The sequence below is a fragment of the Chryseobacterium sp. 2P genome (assembly GCF_059579425.1).
The window spans coordinates 170,450-185,110 of record NZ_CM184194.1 but is presented as its reverse complement, the minus strand read 5'-3'; the positions used below and the strand labels follow the sequence as shown (position 1 = coordinate 185,110).

The window sequence follows — 14,661 nt, the reverse complement described above, 5'->3', positions numbered from 1 at the left end:
AATCAAAATTATCACGATATAATAAACCCCCATTAGATGAGGGCTTAAATGTATTATTTTTTATTGAATATTGACTGAACTTTATTTCTAATTCTTATCAGCATTGGTTCTCTGTAATTTTTATCTTCATCAAAATAGCCATAACCGTAACCATATCCGTAGCCATAACCGTAGCCGTAACCATATCCATAGCCCTGTTTTGTATTATAATCATTATAAACAAGACCTAAATGTCCGATTTCTCCGGTATGGTATTTCTCTGTAATCATTTTCAGCATATACTTCTCTGTGTATTCATGGCGGACTACATAAATATTAGCATCCGAGTGTTTCATCAGCTCATAAGAATCCGCGACCAGACCTACCGGAGGAGAATCGATGATGATGAAATCATATATTTTTTTAAGGTCTTCGATAAATTTGATGTTTTTTTCACTCATCAGCAACTCAGACGGATTCGGAGGAATAGGACCGGAGGTTGCCACATCCAAATTTGGAATTCTTGTTTTATTGATAATCTGATCTATTCCCACTTCACCTGTAAGGTAATTTGAGATACCATATTTATTATCAATTTTAAAATCACCAAATATCTTAGGCTTTCTTAAATCCATCCCCAAAAGAATGGTCTTTTTGTCGCTTAATCCCAAAACGGAAGCCAAATTGATAGAAACATAGGTTTTACCTTCCCCCCCAATTGAAGAAGTAACAAGAATTACTTTGCTGCCATCATTTTCTCCGGATAAGAATCTTACATTTGCCCTAACCCCTCTGAACGCTTCCGAAACAGAAGACTTTGGCTGATCCAGAACGGTAAGCATATTTTCATGATTGTTATTTCCGATAACTCCAAGAAGCGGAATTTTAGTTGCATTAAGCAATTCTTTAATATTCCGAATTTTACTATCTAATATTTCTCCAATAAAAATAAACAGTAATGGCAAAGCAAGAAGCCCTCCTATAATTGCGGCTTTTGTAGCTTTTACATTCGGGCCAATTGGTGGCTGGCTTACATTTTTAGCAGGGTCTATTACACTGATATCCGACTGGTTTCCCGCCATTCTCAGCTCTGTATCGTTCTGTCTCGTAAGCAAGCTGTTGTAGGTAGCCTCAATCATATTATATCCTCTTTCTGCATCTAGATATTTTCTCTGCTTTTCAGGATATGTTGCCAATTCGGAATTTGCATTCCCGACTTTTTGGTTAATTTTATTAATTTCTGTGTAATAAGCAGTATAATAATTTCGTAAAGCACCATTTGAACTGATTCTGGCCTCATCAATCAATCTGTTGATCTCTTTCATCGGCTCAGAATTTGGCTTGTAAATTAAAGCCATTTCTCTTCTCTTAAGATATAAAGCCTTCAGTTCTGCTACAGAAGCACTGAAAAATCCGTCCTGGAAACCTGCAGCATTAGTGCTGATCATTTTTTCGAAATTCTGGGTTTCCAGACTGTTTTTAATCTGATTCAGGGAGCTTATTTTGCTTTCAATATCAGCTTTTTTGGCTTCAAGATCTTTAATTTCTGTTAATGATTTTTCATCTCTGTCTTTAATATCATAAAGCTTTTCGGTTGTCTTCATGTAATTAAGAACATTGGCACTGGAATCTAACTTTTTTCTGATATTATCCAGATTTTGCTTTAAATATACATTGGTATTCTGATCCACCAAAACTTTATCAGCCTGTCTTTTCTTTTGAAGCTGTTTTACGGACATATTAAGGAAATTCACCGTACTGTTAAGGTTATAACCTTTCTTGGTGATAATCATGATGGTATTAATCTCCTTATCAAACTCCACTCCGATTGTGGAAACAATATCATTAACCGTCTGATTAACCGTATTTAAATTTACAATTATATTGGTTAATTTAATTTTTGGATTCACAGGATTTTTTAACAGTCTGAATCTCAAATTAGGAGAAGTATACCACTCTCCTACCCGAATAATTTTATTCGCAGGTCTTCCATAAGGATCAATGGTTGTATAACTTTCAGATTCAAAACTATATAAATTCTGAGATTGTCCTTCTTCAGGTAATACGACTTCGTAAGAATCCCCTCCTTTAGGAATTAATGTAATAGGATAATTTACCTGTTGCCCATGCTTTCTGTCTACCTGTAAAAAAACGGGAGAATCATCTTTATCCAGATAAGTTGATTTAATAAGTCCTTTTGTGGAATAATTTACAAAAAGATCCAGCTCCTTTATCAGAAACTCATTGTGGGTTCTGGATAAAAGCATTTTTTTCAGATATACCCCGTCCTGATTTCCTCCCTGTCCCCAGATAAAATTAATAGACTGGCTGGGCGTGAAATAACTTGAAGTATTATTGGAAATACTTAAAGACAAGGTCGATGCATAAATATTCTGAGCGTAGTATTTACTGTACATCCACGAAATTCCATACCCGATAAAAAGCATTAAAACAAACCAATACCAATTTCTCAGTATTCTGCGTAAAAAGTGCTCAACATCAAATAAGGCAAAACTGCCGTGCTTTTCTTTGTGAGAATCTGCTTTCTCTACCTTTGTTTCTTTTCCCGGAATCATAGTATTAAAGGTTTTTTAAAAGTAGGTAGATAGATAAGGCTGTTGTAATCACAGAAACTCCTGTTGTTAAAGTCTGGATAGGATCTTTTCCTAATCCGTTCAGACTTTTCGCTCTTGTATTCAGGTAAATTTCGTCTCCGTTCTGAACGTAAAAATATGGAGAATTCATTACATCTTCACGGGTGAGATCAATAATTGCTTTTTTAATTCCTTCAGGTAATTTCCGGTGAATGACAATGTTTTTTCGGTCAACAGTTCTGTTTAATCCACCACTCATTGCAATTGCTTCTGTAATAGTAAGTGTATTTTTGTGAACAACTTTCTCGCCGGTAACGCCTGTGGTTTCAACATCTCCCAAGACATAAAATGTAATTCCGTTGGTATTTAAGCGTACTTCAGACTTGCCTTCCTGAAAGTTTTCATTAACCTTATCCTGAATTTCACTACTCACCTCCGCAATGGTCCTTCCTTCCGCTTTGATAAACCCTATTCCGAAAACATTAATATCTCCGTTGTTATCAACCTTCAATCCGTTAAAGTAAAAAGTACTATTTCCACCTGTCCCTCCCGAAGAAGCACCTCCTCCATTAGCAATGGAATTGGTAGCGGCTCCAGATCCTGAAGTATTCAGGGAAGAATAGAACTGTGCGGCGTCCCCTTTAGGCGTAGTCACAATGTTCAGGTTCAAAATATCGTTCTTTGTAATTCTGTAGACAGGAATATTATAGGGGATCAAACCTTCCTCATTAATTACAAGGCTTTCGCTGGGCTGCATATATCTTACATCTTTTGTAGTAATACAAGATGTGGTGATTAAAAGTGGCAGGGCTAAAAGTAATAAATGCTTACAATTCTTCATCATATTTTTCAAGTTGTTTGCAAAAGTAAAGATTTAATTGATAGTCTTTTTATTATTCTTCTTCAAAAGATAAATAAAATCCGGAATATAAGCTCCCAAAAAACCCAGAAAAAGTACAATCAATAATAAAAGATTTACATTTATATGTCGGAGATAATAGGCTACCGTTACAATAAAGAGATAATATACAACAATATAAAAGCTTGATCTTCTGTGTGTAAGATTAAGTTTTAACAGTTTATGATGGATATGATTCTTGTCTGCATCAAAGGGAGATTTTTTGTTAATTAATCTTACCATAATAACATTAAGAGTGTCTACAATGGGCAAAATTAATATTGCTACCGCTACCACAGGTGCAGACTGGAGGTGATATCTTGGAATTCCGGGAAGTTTTTTATCTATAAAAATGTCTATAAAACAAATGGAAGTAAAAGCAAGAAGGAATCCCAGAAGCATGGAACCCGTATCTCCCATAAATATTTTATTGGTTCTGTAGTTGGATAAATTATAATACAAAAATGCCAGAACTGCTCCTATTATAATTGTAGATAAAACAACCAGAGGATAATTATATTCTCCCAATCTGTAATAACTGATCCCGAAAAGCGCGCTGCAGATAACAGAATACCCTCCGGCAAGCCCATCAATTCCGTCTATGAGATTGAATGCATTGATAAGGATTATAAAAGTCAAAATACTGAAAATAACACTTATAACATACTCCATTTCATAGATCCCGAAAATTCCGAAAAGGCTTCTGATCCTTATATCTGAGCCAATAACTATAAACGCAGATACCACAATCTGTGCTACCAGTTTTTTGTAGGCTCTCATTACAACGATATCATCCATTACTCCAATGTAAAGCAAAATAACGAGGGAAGCGAATAGAAATTTATAGAGATCAAACAGTTCGTAAGCGAAAATAGAAGCACAGATTCCGATAGAATAGAAAATCGCGATCCCGCCAAGATTAGGGATTTTTCGGAGATGGGAACTTCTTACCCCAGGTTCGTCCATTAAATTTTTCCTGCGGGAAATTTTAATGATCGTGGGAACGGAAAAATAGGTGATTAAAAAAGAAAATAAAAAACCAAAGCCTACTTTTACATAAAAAATAGGAATCCCTGACTGGTTTAAGAACAATTCAAAATTCTTCATTTTTTTTCTATTCAAGTACTTTGAAGGCTTAACGACTAAAAACCTTGTGTCTGGCTTATGAGCTAAGTAACACAGTACTTACATTTGTGTTTACACTAATTTTCTTATCAGTTTTTTCTGCCCTGCAAAAAACAACAGATAGTATATCTTTTTTTTCAGTGGCAAAGATAGCAGATAATTCTTATCAAAACGATTATAATTCAATATATCTTTCAATTTCAGTTCTCTATCTTTGATAAATATCTCTAATTTTGCCGACATATCATAAAAAGTTCTTTCGTCTTTTACAAAAGCAAGATAAGCCAGAAAAGAATACACTCCTTCAAAAATCTGAAAATTTTTAAGTTCTTTCTTTCTGCCGGAATATCCGGACTTTTCAAAAACCTCTTCTACATCTATTACCGCTTTCAGAATATCCAGTCCTTTTTCCGTATGGGTTTTGGTAATGGAATCGGTACGTTCAAGATACTGATAATGGAAATTCTGCGTTTGAGAAATGGTGTCGCATTCCAGCAAAAGCTGGGGGATTAACTGAATATCCTCAAAATGCGCCCCTTTTTTAAATCTTTTGTCCCTAAAAAGTTCTTTTTTAAACAATTTGTTGCATGCAAAGTAGCTGAGATCGGAAAAAACGGAAAAATTATTTCCGAGATCAATTTTTTCCGGCATATTGGGAATCTGTGTAAGTTTTTGCGTTACTTTTCCGTTTTCATCTACTTTCTGAATATTGCAGATTACGATCTTCGACTGATGTTTTTCAGCAAGATGTACCATTTCTTCAAACATGGAAGGCGCAACATAATCATCACTGTCTACAAATCCGAGATAATCTCCTGTTGCTTGATCGATGCCGAAATTCCGCGCATCACTCAAACCGCCGTTTTCTTTTATAAAAGGCTTAATTTTTTCGGGATATTTCTGCGCATACTCCTGAATAATGTGTTCAGAATCATCTTTGCTTCCGTCATTTACGACAAGAATCTCAATATTCTGATAGGTTTGACGGACTAATGAATCCAGACATTTTGCGAGATAATTTTGGACATTATAGACGGGAACAATAACAGAAACTTTTGAGGGAACATTTTTCATACATTATATTTTCGTCAGTCGTGCATTCAGCCAGCCTTTTTTGGCATCATCAAAATCTTTTCGGGAACAGGGAACGCAGTTTTCTATATTTTCATCGTCCCCGAAATACCAGAGATTACTGAAAGTATCCCGTTTGAAGGCATATTGTCTGTCGTCTACCAAAACATAAAACACTTCATAATGTCTTTCTTTCGGGTGTGATCTCTGAATATTGATTCCTTCGATCAGATACCAGATCATTTGTGCGAGAAGCTGTTGATTCAGCTGGTTTTCGGAGTAAATATTATAGTTGAAAATCCCGACAGACTTTAAATTTTCACTTAAACCGATTTCCTTCATGTATGCGCAGACTTCTCTCCGGTTCAGTCCGTTTACCTGCGGATTCATGGAAAAAGGTTCGCTGAAACTTTCGATGGCATCACAATTTACTGTCACCAGATCCGCTTTTCTGAAGAAGGGTTCTGTTTTTTCGGTAGAATTCATCATTTCAGCAAGGCGGATAATATCAAATTCAACTTCTTTGATTAATCTTACTGAATCTGCTTCATTCAGATGTTTCTGATAGCCTAAATGATGGTAATTTTTAATAGAAAAAGTTTTAGCTCCGAAAATCTTGCTTAAAAAGGTATGTTCATTAATCATTTCGCCCTGTTTCAGGGAAATAATATTGCTGATCTGGGTATAATTGATGCTTTTGGTATGGAAATTAAGCGCCGAAAAAAGCGAAAAAGCAAAATCATTGGAACCGCCCACAATCACCGGAATGGCTCTTTTGTAATGACAGGCAGACAATACTTCCTGCAGAATATAATGAGAATCCTGAACAGATTTTCCGGAAACAAGGTCTCCAAGATCAACTATCGGAATTTCAAAATCGAGCTGTGAGAGTTTATAGAATTCATTCCTGATCCCTGTAAAATCCTGAACTTCTGCATCCCCATTTGCGCCTCTGTAATCCGAAACAAAAAGAAGTACGATACTGTCTTCTTTTATTTCCTTCGTGATTCCTGCCCCGATATGCCAGTTTTCTGTCCTGAAATTTCTTGGGGAAATGATAAAATCTTCAAAATTCATTTGTAGTCTCCATTGTTTTCGCAAACTTACAAAAATATTAGAACTCTTATTTATCTCATTTTAAATACTAAAGCACTTTAAAAATCAAAATCGTTTATTCTTTAAAACTGATAAAAAATTTAATCTTAAATTTCAGATTCTAAATTAACCGTTAAAACAAAAATACATGAGCAGCACGAAAAGAGACGAATTAAAAAAACTTTTAGCCCCCATTAATAAAGAATTAAGAACACACGGTGGAAATGAGAATAAAATTAAACTCACAAAATTAAAAGAGGAACATATTGATTTTCTGTTGGAATTGCTCAATGTTCATTTAGAAAAATACAAGGATTTTGCAAGAGCTGATCTTGAAGATTTTCATGCAGAAGATATTAAAGGTCTGGTAAATTATAAAATGCCTGTAAACATTCATGAAATTGATCTTCCGGAGAGTTTCAGTGATCCTGTATCCTGGAAAATAGCGATTGGAAGGCTTAGGTTTGGTTCTACACAGGTAATCTTAGAGATAAACAACTGGGAAATTACCGACAGCACTCTGGTTGGCTGATTGATCCTAAAATCCTTTCCGCATGAATAAAATGTATAAAGACAAGCTTGAAATATTACAGCAGCGAATCCCGATCGGAGAAAGACAGGGTTTGGCTTTGTTAGAAAAAGCCGAAGGAAATACAGATAAAGCTGAAAAATATTTTACAGAAGAACGTATTTCGATCATTGTGAATAAGACCGGAATACAAGCTAAAATTGCTCTTCATCATCTTCGGGAAAATAATTTTGATATTAAGCAGACCATCAAAATAATTGAAACTAAATATTTTACCACAACGGAACTTATTTTAAAGAAAGATCATGATAAGGAGGAAGCTTTGGATAAAATCTTTTCAGCAATTGTAAAAAAATATGACTGGAAAAGAAATTTTCTGAATGCTCCCAACAAAATAAAAGATTTTCCAATCGAATTATACAGTTTTGTAACTGTAATGGAATGGCTCTATTTTGAAAACTGGGAAGATTTTGAGAGTGCTTTATTTCATCATTTCGACATGGTAACTGAACAAATGAGAACAAAGCTGAATCTGACTCAACTTGCAGATTATCTGGAAAAAGCTCAGAATATTTCAAATTCTTTTTACGAAAAATACGAAACTTCAAAAGACCATAATAATTACGTAAAAGCAACCAATGAGCTGCGCAACAATAAAGAATTTATTGCAGCAGAAGAGAAGTTTATCCTCCTGAAACCGCTCCTTGAAGAACGTCTTTATGAATTTGTAAAAACCAATATAGAGAAGTTTCCCTAAAGAATTCGAATACCAAATACGGAATGATATCCGGTGAGTGACAAAATCAGACCGGAATTGCGTACGTATACTTATGAGCTCAGAATGGATATTACTCCCTGATTTATCAATACAAATTATCGTTTTGTTCATAAAAAATCCGTTTCACAAATGTTTGTGAGACGGATGATTGTACCTAATAAAAAATTTAACTTAGAAATGAATGATTTAAATATTCTAAACAGTACCTATATTTTTTCTGATATAATTAAATTTTATATATTTTTTTCCATTTCGTTAAAGTGTTTCTGCTGATTCTAAAATACTTTGAAGTATGAAAATTATTCATCTTATGCTCTTTCTGATATTTTATGATGTACAGAATCGTCTCATCATCATATGATCGGTGTCTCTGATTAAATACTACAGAGTCCTGATCTTTCTTATTAAAAATTAAATTATCAAGTTTCACTATATCCCAGGATAACAAAGTCTCTTTATCTAAAAAATACTTAAACTCCGTTTCCCTTTCAGGACATATTTTTAAAATAATGTCATGATAAATTTTCTTATAATCAGGAATTGTTCTCATCATGCTTGGCTTTCCATTTGTATAATGTTGTCTTGGGTATTCCGTATTCCCGCATAATAGAGTCTGCACTTTTCTCTCCGGATCTCATAAGTTCCAAAATGTATTCTATAAGATTCTTAGTGTATATGTTTTTCCTGAATTTCGGAAGAGACGATATCTTTGTGGAATCGGATGCTTTAACAGGTGGAGCATACAATATAATGTGCTGGGAATACAATCTGAAAAAATCGTAATTCAGTAATTTGCTCCATTTTAAAAGTACATTGCAATCTATGCTTTCTTTTCTATACATCTCTGCAACCTCAGCTTCTGAGCATTTCAGAAAATTGCATATCCGTACTAAATCTATATCCAATTCATCCACTCTCATTTTAACATATGAGCCTATATGGATTTCTTTAAAATTTGATACTATTTTCATTTCGATGAACCACGATTTTTTTTAGAGAGGATATTCCTTACACAGTAGAGATGTATTGATAGACAATACAGCCTTGCCGAATCCGGTTATCGTAAAAAAATTATCAGAAATATCATCGGAATTTGTTCCCGTAAGTCCGTTTATGAGAAATCGGAAGTAAAATATTAATTTTTTCATTGCATTTTTTTGCAAATAAAAAGAAAATGCACAAAGGAAACCTTAAGGAAATATACTCATCTATACTCAATGATGCTACTTAGATATACTTTGAAATATAAATTAACACCAACCCACCATCAGAAGGATTTATTATAATTGAATTCATATCTGCCGACGCGGAAATCTCGGAACATCTTTTATTTAAAATCTATTTCAATGAGGAATAATAAAAATACCATCATAAATTTTCTTCTGAAAAAAATTTTAACAAGATAGCGTTCCTACGGAACGCCGGACTTCCGAATATGGTTTCTAAACAGATGAATCCGCATCAGAACTGATGCGGATTCCCTTGGTATTTTTTAGACAGACTTTTAGTTCTATTTCAAATTCATTTTGAAAAAAGCCTCAATTTTATCAAATGGAATTTTATCCATTCTATCGTACAAATCAACATGATTAGCGTTGGGAACAATATACAATTCCTTTGGTTCGGAAGCTGATGTATAGACATCTTCAGAATAGTAACGGGAATGCGCTTTTTCTCCTGCAATCAACAAGATCGGACGCGGTGAAATCATTTTTATATTGGCTGCCATGGGAAAATTGAAAAACGCAACCGGCGTTGTAGCCGTCCAGGCTGTTGTAGAATTAACAGATCTCGGATGAAATCCTCTCGGCGTTTTATAATAATCGTAAAATGCCGCTAAAACAGGATTGGAATCGGGAGGAAGCTGATCCGGCAATCCGCTTTTTATAATGATTAAGTTTCCTTTATCATCAAACGGAATTTCATGCAAAGCCACATCATATGTACCGTTTTTCGCGTCTGCCCAGCGTTGCTCACTCAGATAATCGATAATTTTGTGACGCTGTTCATCAGTATAAGAATCGGCATATCCTTTTGAAATGCTTCTGGACATATCGTACATAGAAGCCGTTGCTACAGCTTTTATCCGGCTGTCGCTTGTCGCGGCAGTTAATGCCATTCCGCTTAATCCGCAGATTGCCATAACCCCAATTTTTTCACGGTCTACATTCGGCAATAATCCTAAATAATCTACCCCCGCCGAAAAATCTTCCGTAAAAATATCAGGCGAAGCGACATTACGGACTTCACCTCCGCTTTCTCCTGTGAAAGAATTATCAAAAGCTAAGGTGATAAAACCCCGGGAAGCCAGTTCATTTGCATATAATCCTGACGACTGTTCTTTCACAGCTCCGAAAGGTCCGCTCACCACCAATGCAGGAAGTTTTTTGTTGCCCGCATTTTCTGGAGTATAGAGATCTCCCACAAGGGTAATTCCGTAACGGTTTTTGAAGCTTACTTTTTTGCGAAGTACATTTTCATGCAAAAGGAAAGTATATTGGTCTGAATGTTCCATTGTGTTTAATTTTTTAGTTTTTGACTGCTGAGCCTGGCTGAAGGAGATTCCTAAAGCGAATAAGGTCATGATAAATATTTTGACTCTATTTTTCATTATAAACGGTTTCATATGGTGAGTCTGATTCAAATTTTACAAGTACATTGTCTGAGCCTAAAGCATCCGCCAAATCATCTGCATGATCTACATTTCCAATTTTGGTATAAGCGTAAGAAGTTGAGAACGTTTTATAAAACAACACGACAACATTGTTTCCATAAAGCATGAGATCTCCATTCTGAATCTTACCTGGACTGTATGCTTTAACAGGCAAAGATTCAGGCAATTCCGCATACTTTTCATTGCTGTTAAGCTCCTTCATATCAAGCGTAAGAGGCAATAATTCTTTAAAGACTTTAGCAGTGGCGTTATCCTGTAGATTAACCTTAAATACTTTGCTGTTTATTGTGATCTTAAGATTCATTTTTTCTGTATTTGATTTTTAAATCTTTGTGCTTATCCTATTTTAAATGAATAGTTTGCCTGCAGAAACTTTCAGAACAAAAAACTCGTTTTAGTAAAAATAGAAAGTCAGCAATACTACTGGCTTTCTATTACGTAAGGCTTAAAAAGATTGTTCTGTTTCGGTATAGATAATTTCCTGAAAGTGAGGAAACATCGGGAAAGACTCCATTACTTTTTTGGCTTCTTCTGCATTTACATTTGCTAAAACCAATACGGCTCCCATATGATCATCCTTTATAAACAGATGTTTTAATGTTCCCTGTTCTACCAATTCTGTTGCTCTTGCCATTTCTTTAGGCATTAATTCGTCCAGATTTGGAATTTTAGCTAAATCATTAATTACGTTGGCGATTACTGTTTTCATTTTTTTATTTTTTTATCATTTTAAATTGTTATCAACTGTTTTAATACTGCAAATGTAGACAGGGTATCTGTTTCTTACCCTTAATCTATCTTAAGAAATACGTTTATATCGGATGTGGTAAACAAGATACTACACCATAGATTCTTCCCAGGAACCTTTGGTATCTACGCCTGCATTTCGGGCAAGTGTTTCAATAGTATTCATTTCATCCTGAGAAAGTTCTATAGCAGATGCTTTAAGCATCTCCTCTACCTGAGCAGCTTTTGTCACACCAATAATGGGCAACGTTTTTTTTGCGATCGCCCACGCGACAGCAATTTGTGCAACTGAAGCATTTTTACGCTCTCCAATAATGCGCATTGCATCCGTCAACTCTTCCAACTGAGGAAGTATCTTATTGTAGGTATTGCCTCTTCCGCTTCCTTCAGGCAAAGGATTCTGCGTATTGTATTTTCCAGACAAAGCTCCCTGCTCCAAAACCATATAAGCAAAGAATGTAATATTATTCCCATTGCAGTAGTCTAAGATTCCTGCATCTTCCGAAGAACGGTACAATAAACTGTAATGATTCTGAACGGCAGAGATTCTAAAACCTTCTTTTGCCAGAATATCATTCGCCTGTTGTATTTGCTCCAGATTATGATTGGAAACTCCCACATTCTTAACCTTTCCGCTTTTCAATAAAGGGATAAGGTGGGAAACCCATTTGGGCGCTCCTACGGGATTATGAATCCAATAAAAATCGACATACTCTGTTCCTAAGTTTTCAAAGCTTTGATGAAGCATCTCTTCCACAGGATTCGCCGATTCTTTTGCAAACTGAGGGGTAAACTTGGTTGATATGAACAGATCTTCACGCGGATAATCCTTTATAAATTCGCCCAGTACTTTTTCGGAAGATCCCATCCCGTAAACCAGTGCCGTATCCCACAGGTTAAGTCCTGATTTCACTGCCTCATCAAAAACGGGTTTTAGCTCACCGGTGGTTAAATGGTTTCCGAAAACCTGATCGCTTCCTGCAAAACCTGCTCCCCAGGACCATGTTCCTAATGCTATTTTTGGTAAATTTTTCATTGTTGAATTTTATTTGTTACTATTGGTAAGCTGTTTTGCAAGTTCTTCTCCCACACCTGCTGCGGAAGCCGGATTCTGTCCTGTAATAAGACGTCCGTCTGCAATTACATTTTTCGTCCAGTTCGATGCTGCATGATGCAATGCTCCGTGATTAATCAAAGCGGTTTCCAGAAGAAAAGGAACGATATCCGTAGCCTGAACTTCCGCTTCTTCGTCATTGGTAAAAGCAGCTAATTTTTTACCGTCTACCAGATACGTATCGTCGCTTAATGTAACGTTCACTAATGCTGCAGGACCGTGACAAACCGCAGAAACAACGCCTCCGTTTTCATAAATTTCTTTCGTCACTTTCTGTATGCCATCGCTGTCTGCAAAATCCCACATGGTACCGTGACCGCCTGCAAAAAATATTGCGGAATATCCGGAAGCATCTGCATCATCGATCTTAATGGTATTTTTTAACTGATGCTGAAATTCCGCATCATTCAGATAATGTTCATTTACAGGATCAGACACATCTAGGCTGTCTTTATCAACGGGAGGTTCCCCACCTTTAACAGACGCTAATTCATAAGGTACACCTGATTTTTCCAACTGTTCTAAAACGTGCGTTAATTCACTTAACCAGAATCCTGTCGGAATACCTGTAGATCCTTTTACATTATTGCTTGTAACAACACAAAGAACGGGTTTTAATACTGTATTCATCTTTTTGTTTTGTTTGAATTTATTTTTAGTTTGTTATATAATTCTATGAATGAAATTTGTGTTTAATCTTTCTTAGTCATTAGCATTTCACTCACCAGGGTAGCTAATCTGTGGGCATGATCTTTAGCCTTGGCTTTTATAATTTCTAAAGTTTCAAAGGGATAAACGCCGGGGATATATTGCATTCCCATGGAATAAACAGGCTCCTGAATTTCCATCCGGCAAAGTTTTGCAGTCTGGATAAGCGGAGGCAGAAAATCCCCAATCGGATAATTCATTGCTTTTCCATAATCATACAAATCTTCTGATGCGCCTGTAGTGAATGACAGAATCAGCTTTTTACCTTTCAGCTTATCTCCACCTGCGCCGTGCGCAAAACCGAAAGCATACACATCATCAATATACTTTTTCATCAAAGCCGGAAAAGAATACCAGTGCAGAGGAAACTGCCAGATAATGACATCCGCATTTACAAGTTTTTCCTGCTCAGATTTTACGTCAATCTGAAAATTAGGGTAAAGCTGGTCTAAACGGCTTATTCCGGCATCGGGAAAAAGTTTTAAAATATTTTCTAAAACGGCTGTATTGGCATAAGAATTTTCTGAATCGGGGTGTCCTGAGACAATCAGTACATTTTGCATTTTCATTTATTTTAATTTGATAATGCAAATGTAGAACGGCACGGTGCCTCTTACCCTTAATGTATCTTAAGAAATAAAATGTCTGGGTTTGGTAATATCTTTGCGTATTTTACTTAAATGCTCCGGAGTAATGCCCAAATAAGCTGCAATCTGGGTTTGCGGAAGCCTGTTGGCAAACTGGGCATATGTTTTCAGGAAAGCCAGATATCTTTCCTCGCCCGTAGAACTCATGTATTGCAGAAGCCTTCTTTGGATCGTTGTTAAATGTTTCTCCAGCAGATCACGAATAATATAATTGAATATCGGCGCTTTTTCGTATAACAACTTTAAGTTTTCCGGTGTAATGTACAAAACTTCAGAAGCTTCCAGAGTATCAATACTGAGGTTTGAAGCAGTACGCTGTCTAAAGCTCAAAGCATCAACAATAATCCAGTTCTCAGCAGCGAACTGAAGAATGTGAGTGGTCCCTTTTTCATCGATCATATACATCCGCATACAGCCTTTTACAATAAAACAGAACTTATTACAGATTTCTCCCTCGCGCAATAAAAATTCCTTTCTTTTAAAGCTATGATAGGTAAAGAACTCTTTAACAAGATCTTTTTCGGTTTCATCCAAAGCGGCAACACGTTCAAAATAATCTATAATCGGCTGATATATATTGGGGGCTTTCTTCATTTTTTTGTTTTCTCAAATTTATAAAATCATTTGATTAATAATCCTGTATTCGATTAAAAGAGAAAGAATTATTGTTTTAATTTAAAGATGAATTCATAGAAAAGCAAA

17 protein-coding genes are annotated in these 14,661 nt (G+C 35.6%); 3 read left to right on the top strand and 14 right to left on the bottom strand.

All coding sequences use genetic code 11. The features are described from left to right. Positions 1 to 53: 53 nt before the first annotated feature. The 5 genes from AC52CF_RS00865 to AC52CF_RS00845 form a co-directional block, all read right to left on the bottom strand. Complete coding sequence (locus tag AC52CF_RS00865; RefSeq protein WP_496517736.1) at positions 54 to 2,555, bottom strand: exopolysaccharide transport family protein; 2,502 nt, start codon at positions 2,553 to 2,555, stop codon at positions 54 to 56. 4 nt (positions 2,556 to 2,559) lie between these two features. Beyond that, positions 2,560 to 3,414 (bottom strand): polysaccharide biosynthesis/export family protein, encoded by an 855-nt coding sequence (locus tag AC52CF_RS00860; protein WP_214591151.1) that lies wholly within the window; start codon positions 3,412 to 3,414, stop codon positions 2,560 to 2,562. Between the two features lie 33 nt (positions 3,415 to 3,447). Further along, complete coding sequence (locus AC52CF_RS00855) at positions 3,448 to 4,578, bottom strand: glycosyltransferase family 4 protein (RefSeq protein ID WP_214587487.1); 1,131 nt, start codon at positions 4,576 to 4,578, stop codon at positions 3,448 to 3,450. A 90-nt stretch (positions 4,579 to 4,668) separates the two neighbouring features. Beyond that, on the bottom strand, positions 4,669 to 5,670 hold the full coding sequence (locus AC52CF_RS00850) for a glycosyltransferase family 2 protein (protein WP_214587488.1): 1,002 nt from the start codon (positions 5,668 to 5,670) through the stop codon (positions 4,669 to 4,671). 3 nt (positions 5,671 to 5,673) lie between these two features. Further along, positions 5,674 to 6,744 carry a formimidoylglutamase gene (locus AC52CF_RS00845; RefSeq protein ID WP_214587489.1) on the bottom strand — a complete coding sequence of 357 codons (1,071 nt, stop codon included), beginning with the start codon at positions 6,742 to 6,744 and terminating at the stop codon, positions 5,674 to 5,676. Between the two features lie 166 nt (positions 6,745 to 6,910). On the opposite strand from AC52CF_RS00845, the gene AC52CF_RS00840 reads away from it, so the two are divergent. Then, positions 6,911 to 7,294 (top strand): hypothetical protein, encoded by a 384-nt coding sequence (locus AC52CF_RS00840; RefSeq protein ID WP_214587490.1) that lies wholly within the window; start codon positions 6,911 to 6,913, stop codon positions 7,292 to 7,294. Between the two features lie 22 nt (positions 7,295 to 7,316). Further along, complete coding sequence (locus tag AC52CF_RS00835; RefSeq protein WP_496517735.1) at positions 7,317 to 8,048, top strand: hypothetical protein; 732 nt, start codon at positions 7,317 to 7,319, stop codon at positions 8,046 to 8,048. Between the two features lie 247 nt (positions 8,049 to 8,295). Here AC52CF_RS00835 and AC52CF_RS00830 read toward each other — a convergent pair whose 3' ends face one another. Together AC52CF_RS00830 and AC52CF_RS00825 are read right to left on the bottom strand one after the other, a co-directional pair. Beyond that, the gene (locus AC52CF_RS00830; protein ID WP_214587492.1) at positions 8,296 to 8,622 is read right to left on the bottom strand and encodes a helix-turn-helix domain-containing protein; all 327 of its coding nucleotides are present in this window, start codon (positions 8,620 to 8,622) and stop codon (positions 8,296 to 8,298) included. Further along, positions 8,603 to 8,707, bottom strand: a complete 105-nt coding sequence (locus AC52CF_RS00825; protein WP_336711089.1) for a hypothetical protein — start codon at positions 8,705 to 8,707, stop codon at positions 8,603 to 8,605. Before AC52CF_RS00825 ends, AC52CF_RS00830 begins: the two co-directional genes overlap by 20 nt. A 10-nt stretch (positions 8,708 to 8,717) precedes the next feature. On the opposite strand from AC52CF_RS00825, the gene AC52CF_RS00820 reads away from it, so the two are divergent. Further along, positions 8,718 to 8,852: a hypothetical protein gene (locus AC52CF_RS00820; protein ID WP_336711091.1), complete on the top strand. Its 135-nt coding sequence runs from the start codon at positions 8,718 to 8,720 to the stop codon at positions 8,850 to 8,852. Positions 8,853 to 9,579: 727 nt separating this feature from the next. On the opposite strand, the gene AC52CF_RS00815 is transcribed toward AC52CF_RS00820, so the two are convergent. The 7 genes from AC52CF_RS00815 to AC52CF_RS00785 all read right to left on the bottom strand — a co-directional run bounded on the left by AC52CF_RS00815 (position 9,580) and on the right by AC52CF_RS00785 (position 14,553). Beyond that, a complete protein-coding gene (locus AC52CF_RS00815; protein ID WP_214587493.1) occupies positions 9,580 to 10,680 on the bottom strand; it encodes an alpha/beta hydrolase in 1,101 nt (366 codons plus the stop codon). Continuing rightward, positions 10,670 to 11,047, bottom strand: a complete 378-nt coding sequence (locus tag AC52CF_RS00810) for a cyclophilin-like fold protein (RefSeq protein WP_496517734.1) — start codon at positions 11,045 to 11,047, stop codon at positions 10,670 to 10,672. The genes AC52CF_RS00815 and AC52CF_RS00810 overlap by 11 nt, the downstream gene beginning before the upstream one ends. Positions 11,048 to 11,188: 141 nt before the next feature. Next, positions 11,189 to 11,452 carry a muconolactone Delta-isomerase family protein gene (locus AC52CF_RS00805; protein WP_076396619.1) on the bottom strand — a complete coding sequence of 88 codons (264 nt, stop codon included), beginning with the start codon at positions 11,450 to 11,452 and terminating at the stop codon, positions 11,189 to 11,191. Between the two features lie 129 nt (positions 11,453 to 11,581). Continuing rightward, positions 11,582 to 12,526, bottom strand: coding sequence for an aldo/keto reductase (locus AC52CF_RS00800; protein WP_496517733.1), 945 nt, complete (start codon positions 12,524 to 12,526; stop codon positions 11,582 to 11,584). A gap of 9 nt (positions 12,527 to 12,535) precedes the next feature. Next, entirely contained in the window at positions 12,536 to 13,234 is a 699-nt protein-coding gene (locus tag AC52CF_RS00795) for a type 1 glutamine amidotransferase domain-containing protein (RefSeq protein ID WP_496517732.1), read from the bottom strand. A 62-nt stretch (positions 13,235 to 13,296) separates the two neighbouring features. Then, positions 13,297 to 13,875 (bottom strand): NAD(P)H-dependent oxidoreductase, encoded by a 579-nt coding sequence (locus AC52CF_RS00790; RefSeq protein WP_375181362.1) that lies wholly within the window; start codon positions 13,873 to 13,875, stop codon positions 13,297 to 13,299. Positions 13,876 to 13,941: 66 nt separating this feature from the next. Next, the gene (locus AC52CF_RS00785) at positions 13,942 to 14,553 is read right to left on the bottom strand and encodes a Crp/Fnr family transcriptional regulator (RefSeq protein ID WP_375181363.1); all 612 of its coding nucleotides are present in this window, start codon (positions 14,551 to 14,553) and stop codon (positions 13,942 to 13,944) included. Positions 14,554 to 14,661: the final 108 nt, after the last annotated feature.

What these genes read in the sequence shown, in the direction of transcription:
- AC52CF_RS00785 (WP_375181363.1), bottom strand. Translation starts at nt 14,553, where the DNA reads ATGAAGAAAGCCCCCAATATATATCAGCCGATTATAGATTATTTTGAA.
- AC52CF_RS00800 (WP_496517733.1), bottom strand. Translation starts at nt 12,526, where the DNA reads ATGAAAAATTTACCAAAAATAGCATTAGGAACATGGTCCTGGGGAGCA.
- AC52CF_RS00820 (WP_336711091.1), top strand. Translation starts at nt 8,718, where the DNA reads ATGTATTCTATAAGATTCTTAGTGTATATGTTTTTCCTGAATTTCGGA.
- AC52CF_RS00860 (WP_214591151.1), bottom strand. Translation starts at nt 3,414, where the DNA reads ATGAAGAATTGTAAGCATTTATTACTTTTAGCCCTGCCACTTTTAATC.
- AC52CF_RS00855 (WP_214587487.1), bottom strand. Translation starts at nt 4,578, where the DNA reads ATGAAGAATTTTGAATTGTTCTTAAACCAGTCAGGGATTCCTATTTTT.
- AC52CF_RS00840 (WP_214587490.1), top strand. Translation starts at nt 6,911, where the DNA reads ATGAGCAGCACGAAAAGAGACGAATTAAAAAAACTTTTAGCCCCCATT.
- AC52CF_RS00830 (WP_214587492.1), bottom strand. Translation starts at nt 8,622, where the DNA reads ATGATGAGAACAATTCCTGATTATAAGAAAATTTATCATGACATTATT.
- AC52CF_RS00790 (WP_375181362.1), bottom strand. Translation starts at nt 13,875, where the DNA reads ATGCAAAATGTACTGATTGTCTCAGGACACCCCGATTCAGAAAATTCT.
- AC52CF_RS00835 (WP_496517735.1), top strand. Translation starts at nt 7,317, where the DNA reads ATGAATAAAATGTATAAAGACAAGCTTGAAATATTACAGCAGCGAATC.
- AC52CF_RS00805 (WP_076396619.1), bottom strand. Translation starts at nt 11,452, where the DNA reads ATGAAAACAGTAATCGCCAACGTAATTAATGATTTAGCTAAAATTCCA.
- AC52CF_RS00825 (WP_336711089.1), bottom strand. Translation starts at nt 8,707, where the DNA reads ATGAGATCCGGAGAGAAAAGTGCAGACTCTATTATGCGGGAATACGGA.
- AC52CF_RS00810 (WP_496517734.1), bottom strand. Translation starts at nt 11,047, where the DNA reads ATGAATCTTAAGATCACAATAAACAGCAAAGTATTTAAGGTTAATCTA.
- AC52CF_RS00845 (WP_214587489.1), bottom strand. Translation starts at nt 6,744, where the DNA reads ATGAATTTTGAAGATTTTATCATTTCCCCAAGAAATTTCAGGACAGAA.
- AC52CF_RS00815 (WP_214587493.1), bottom strand. Translation starts at nt 10,680, where the DNA reads ATGAAAAATAGAGTCAAAATATTTATCATGACCTTATTCGCTTTAGGA.
- AC52CF_RS00850 (WP_214587488.1), bottom strand. Translation starts at nt 5,670, where the DNA reads ATGAAAAATGTTCCCTCAAAAGTTTCTGTTATTGTTCCCGTCTATAAT.
- AC52CF_RS00795 (WP_496517732.1), bottom strand. Translation starts at nt 13,234, where the DNA reads ATGAATACAGTATTAAAACCCGTTCTTTGTGTTGTTACAAGCAATAAT.
- AC52CF_RS00865 (WP_496517736.1), bottom strand. Translation starts at nt 2,555, where the DNA reads ATGATTCCGGGAAAAGAAACAAAGGTAGAGAAAGCAGATTCTCACAAA.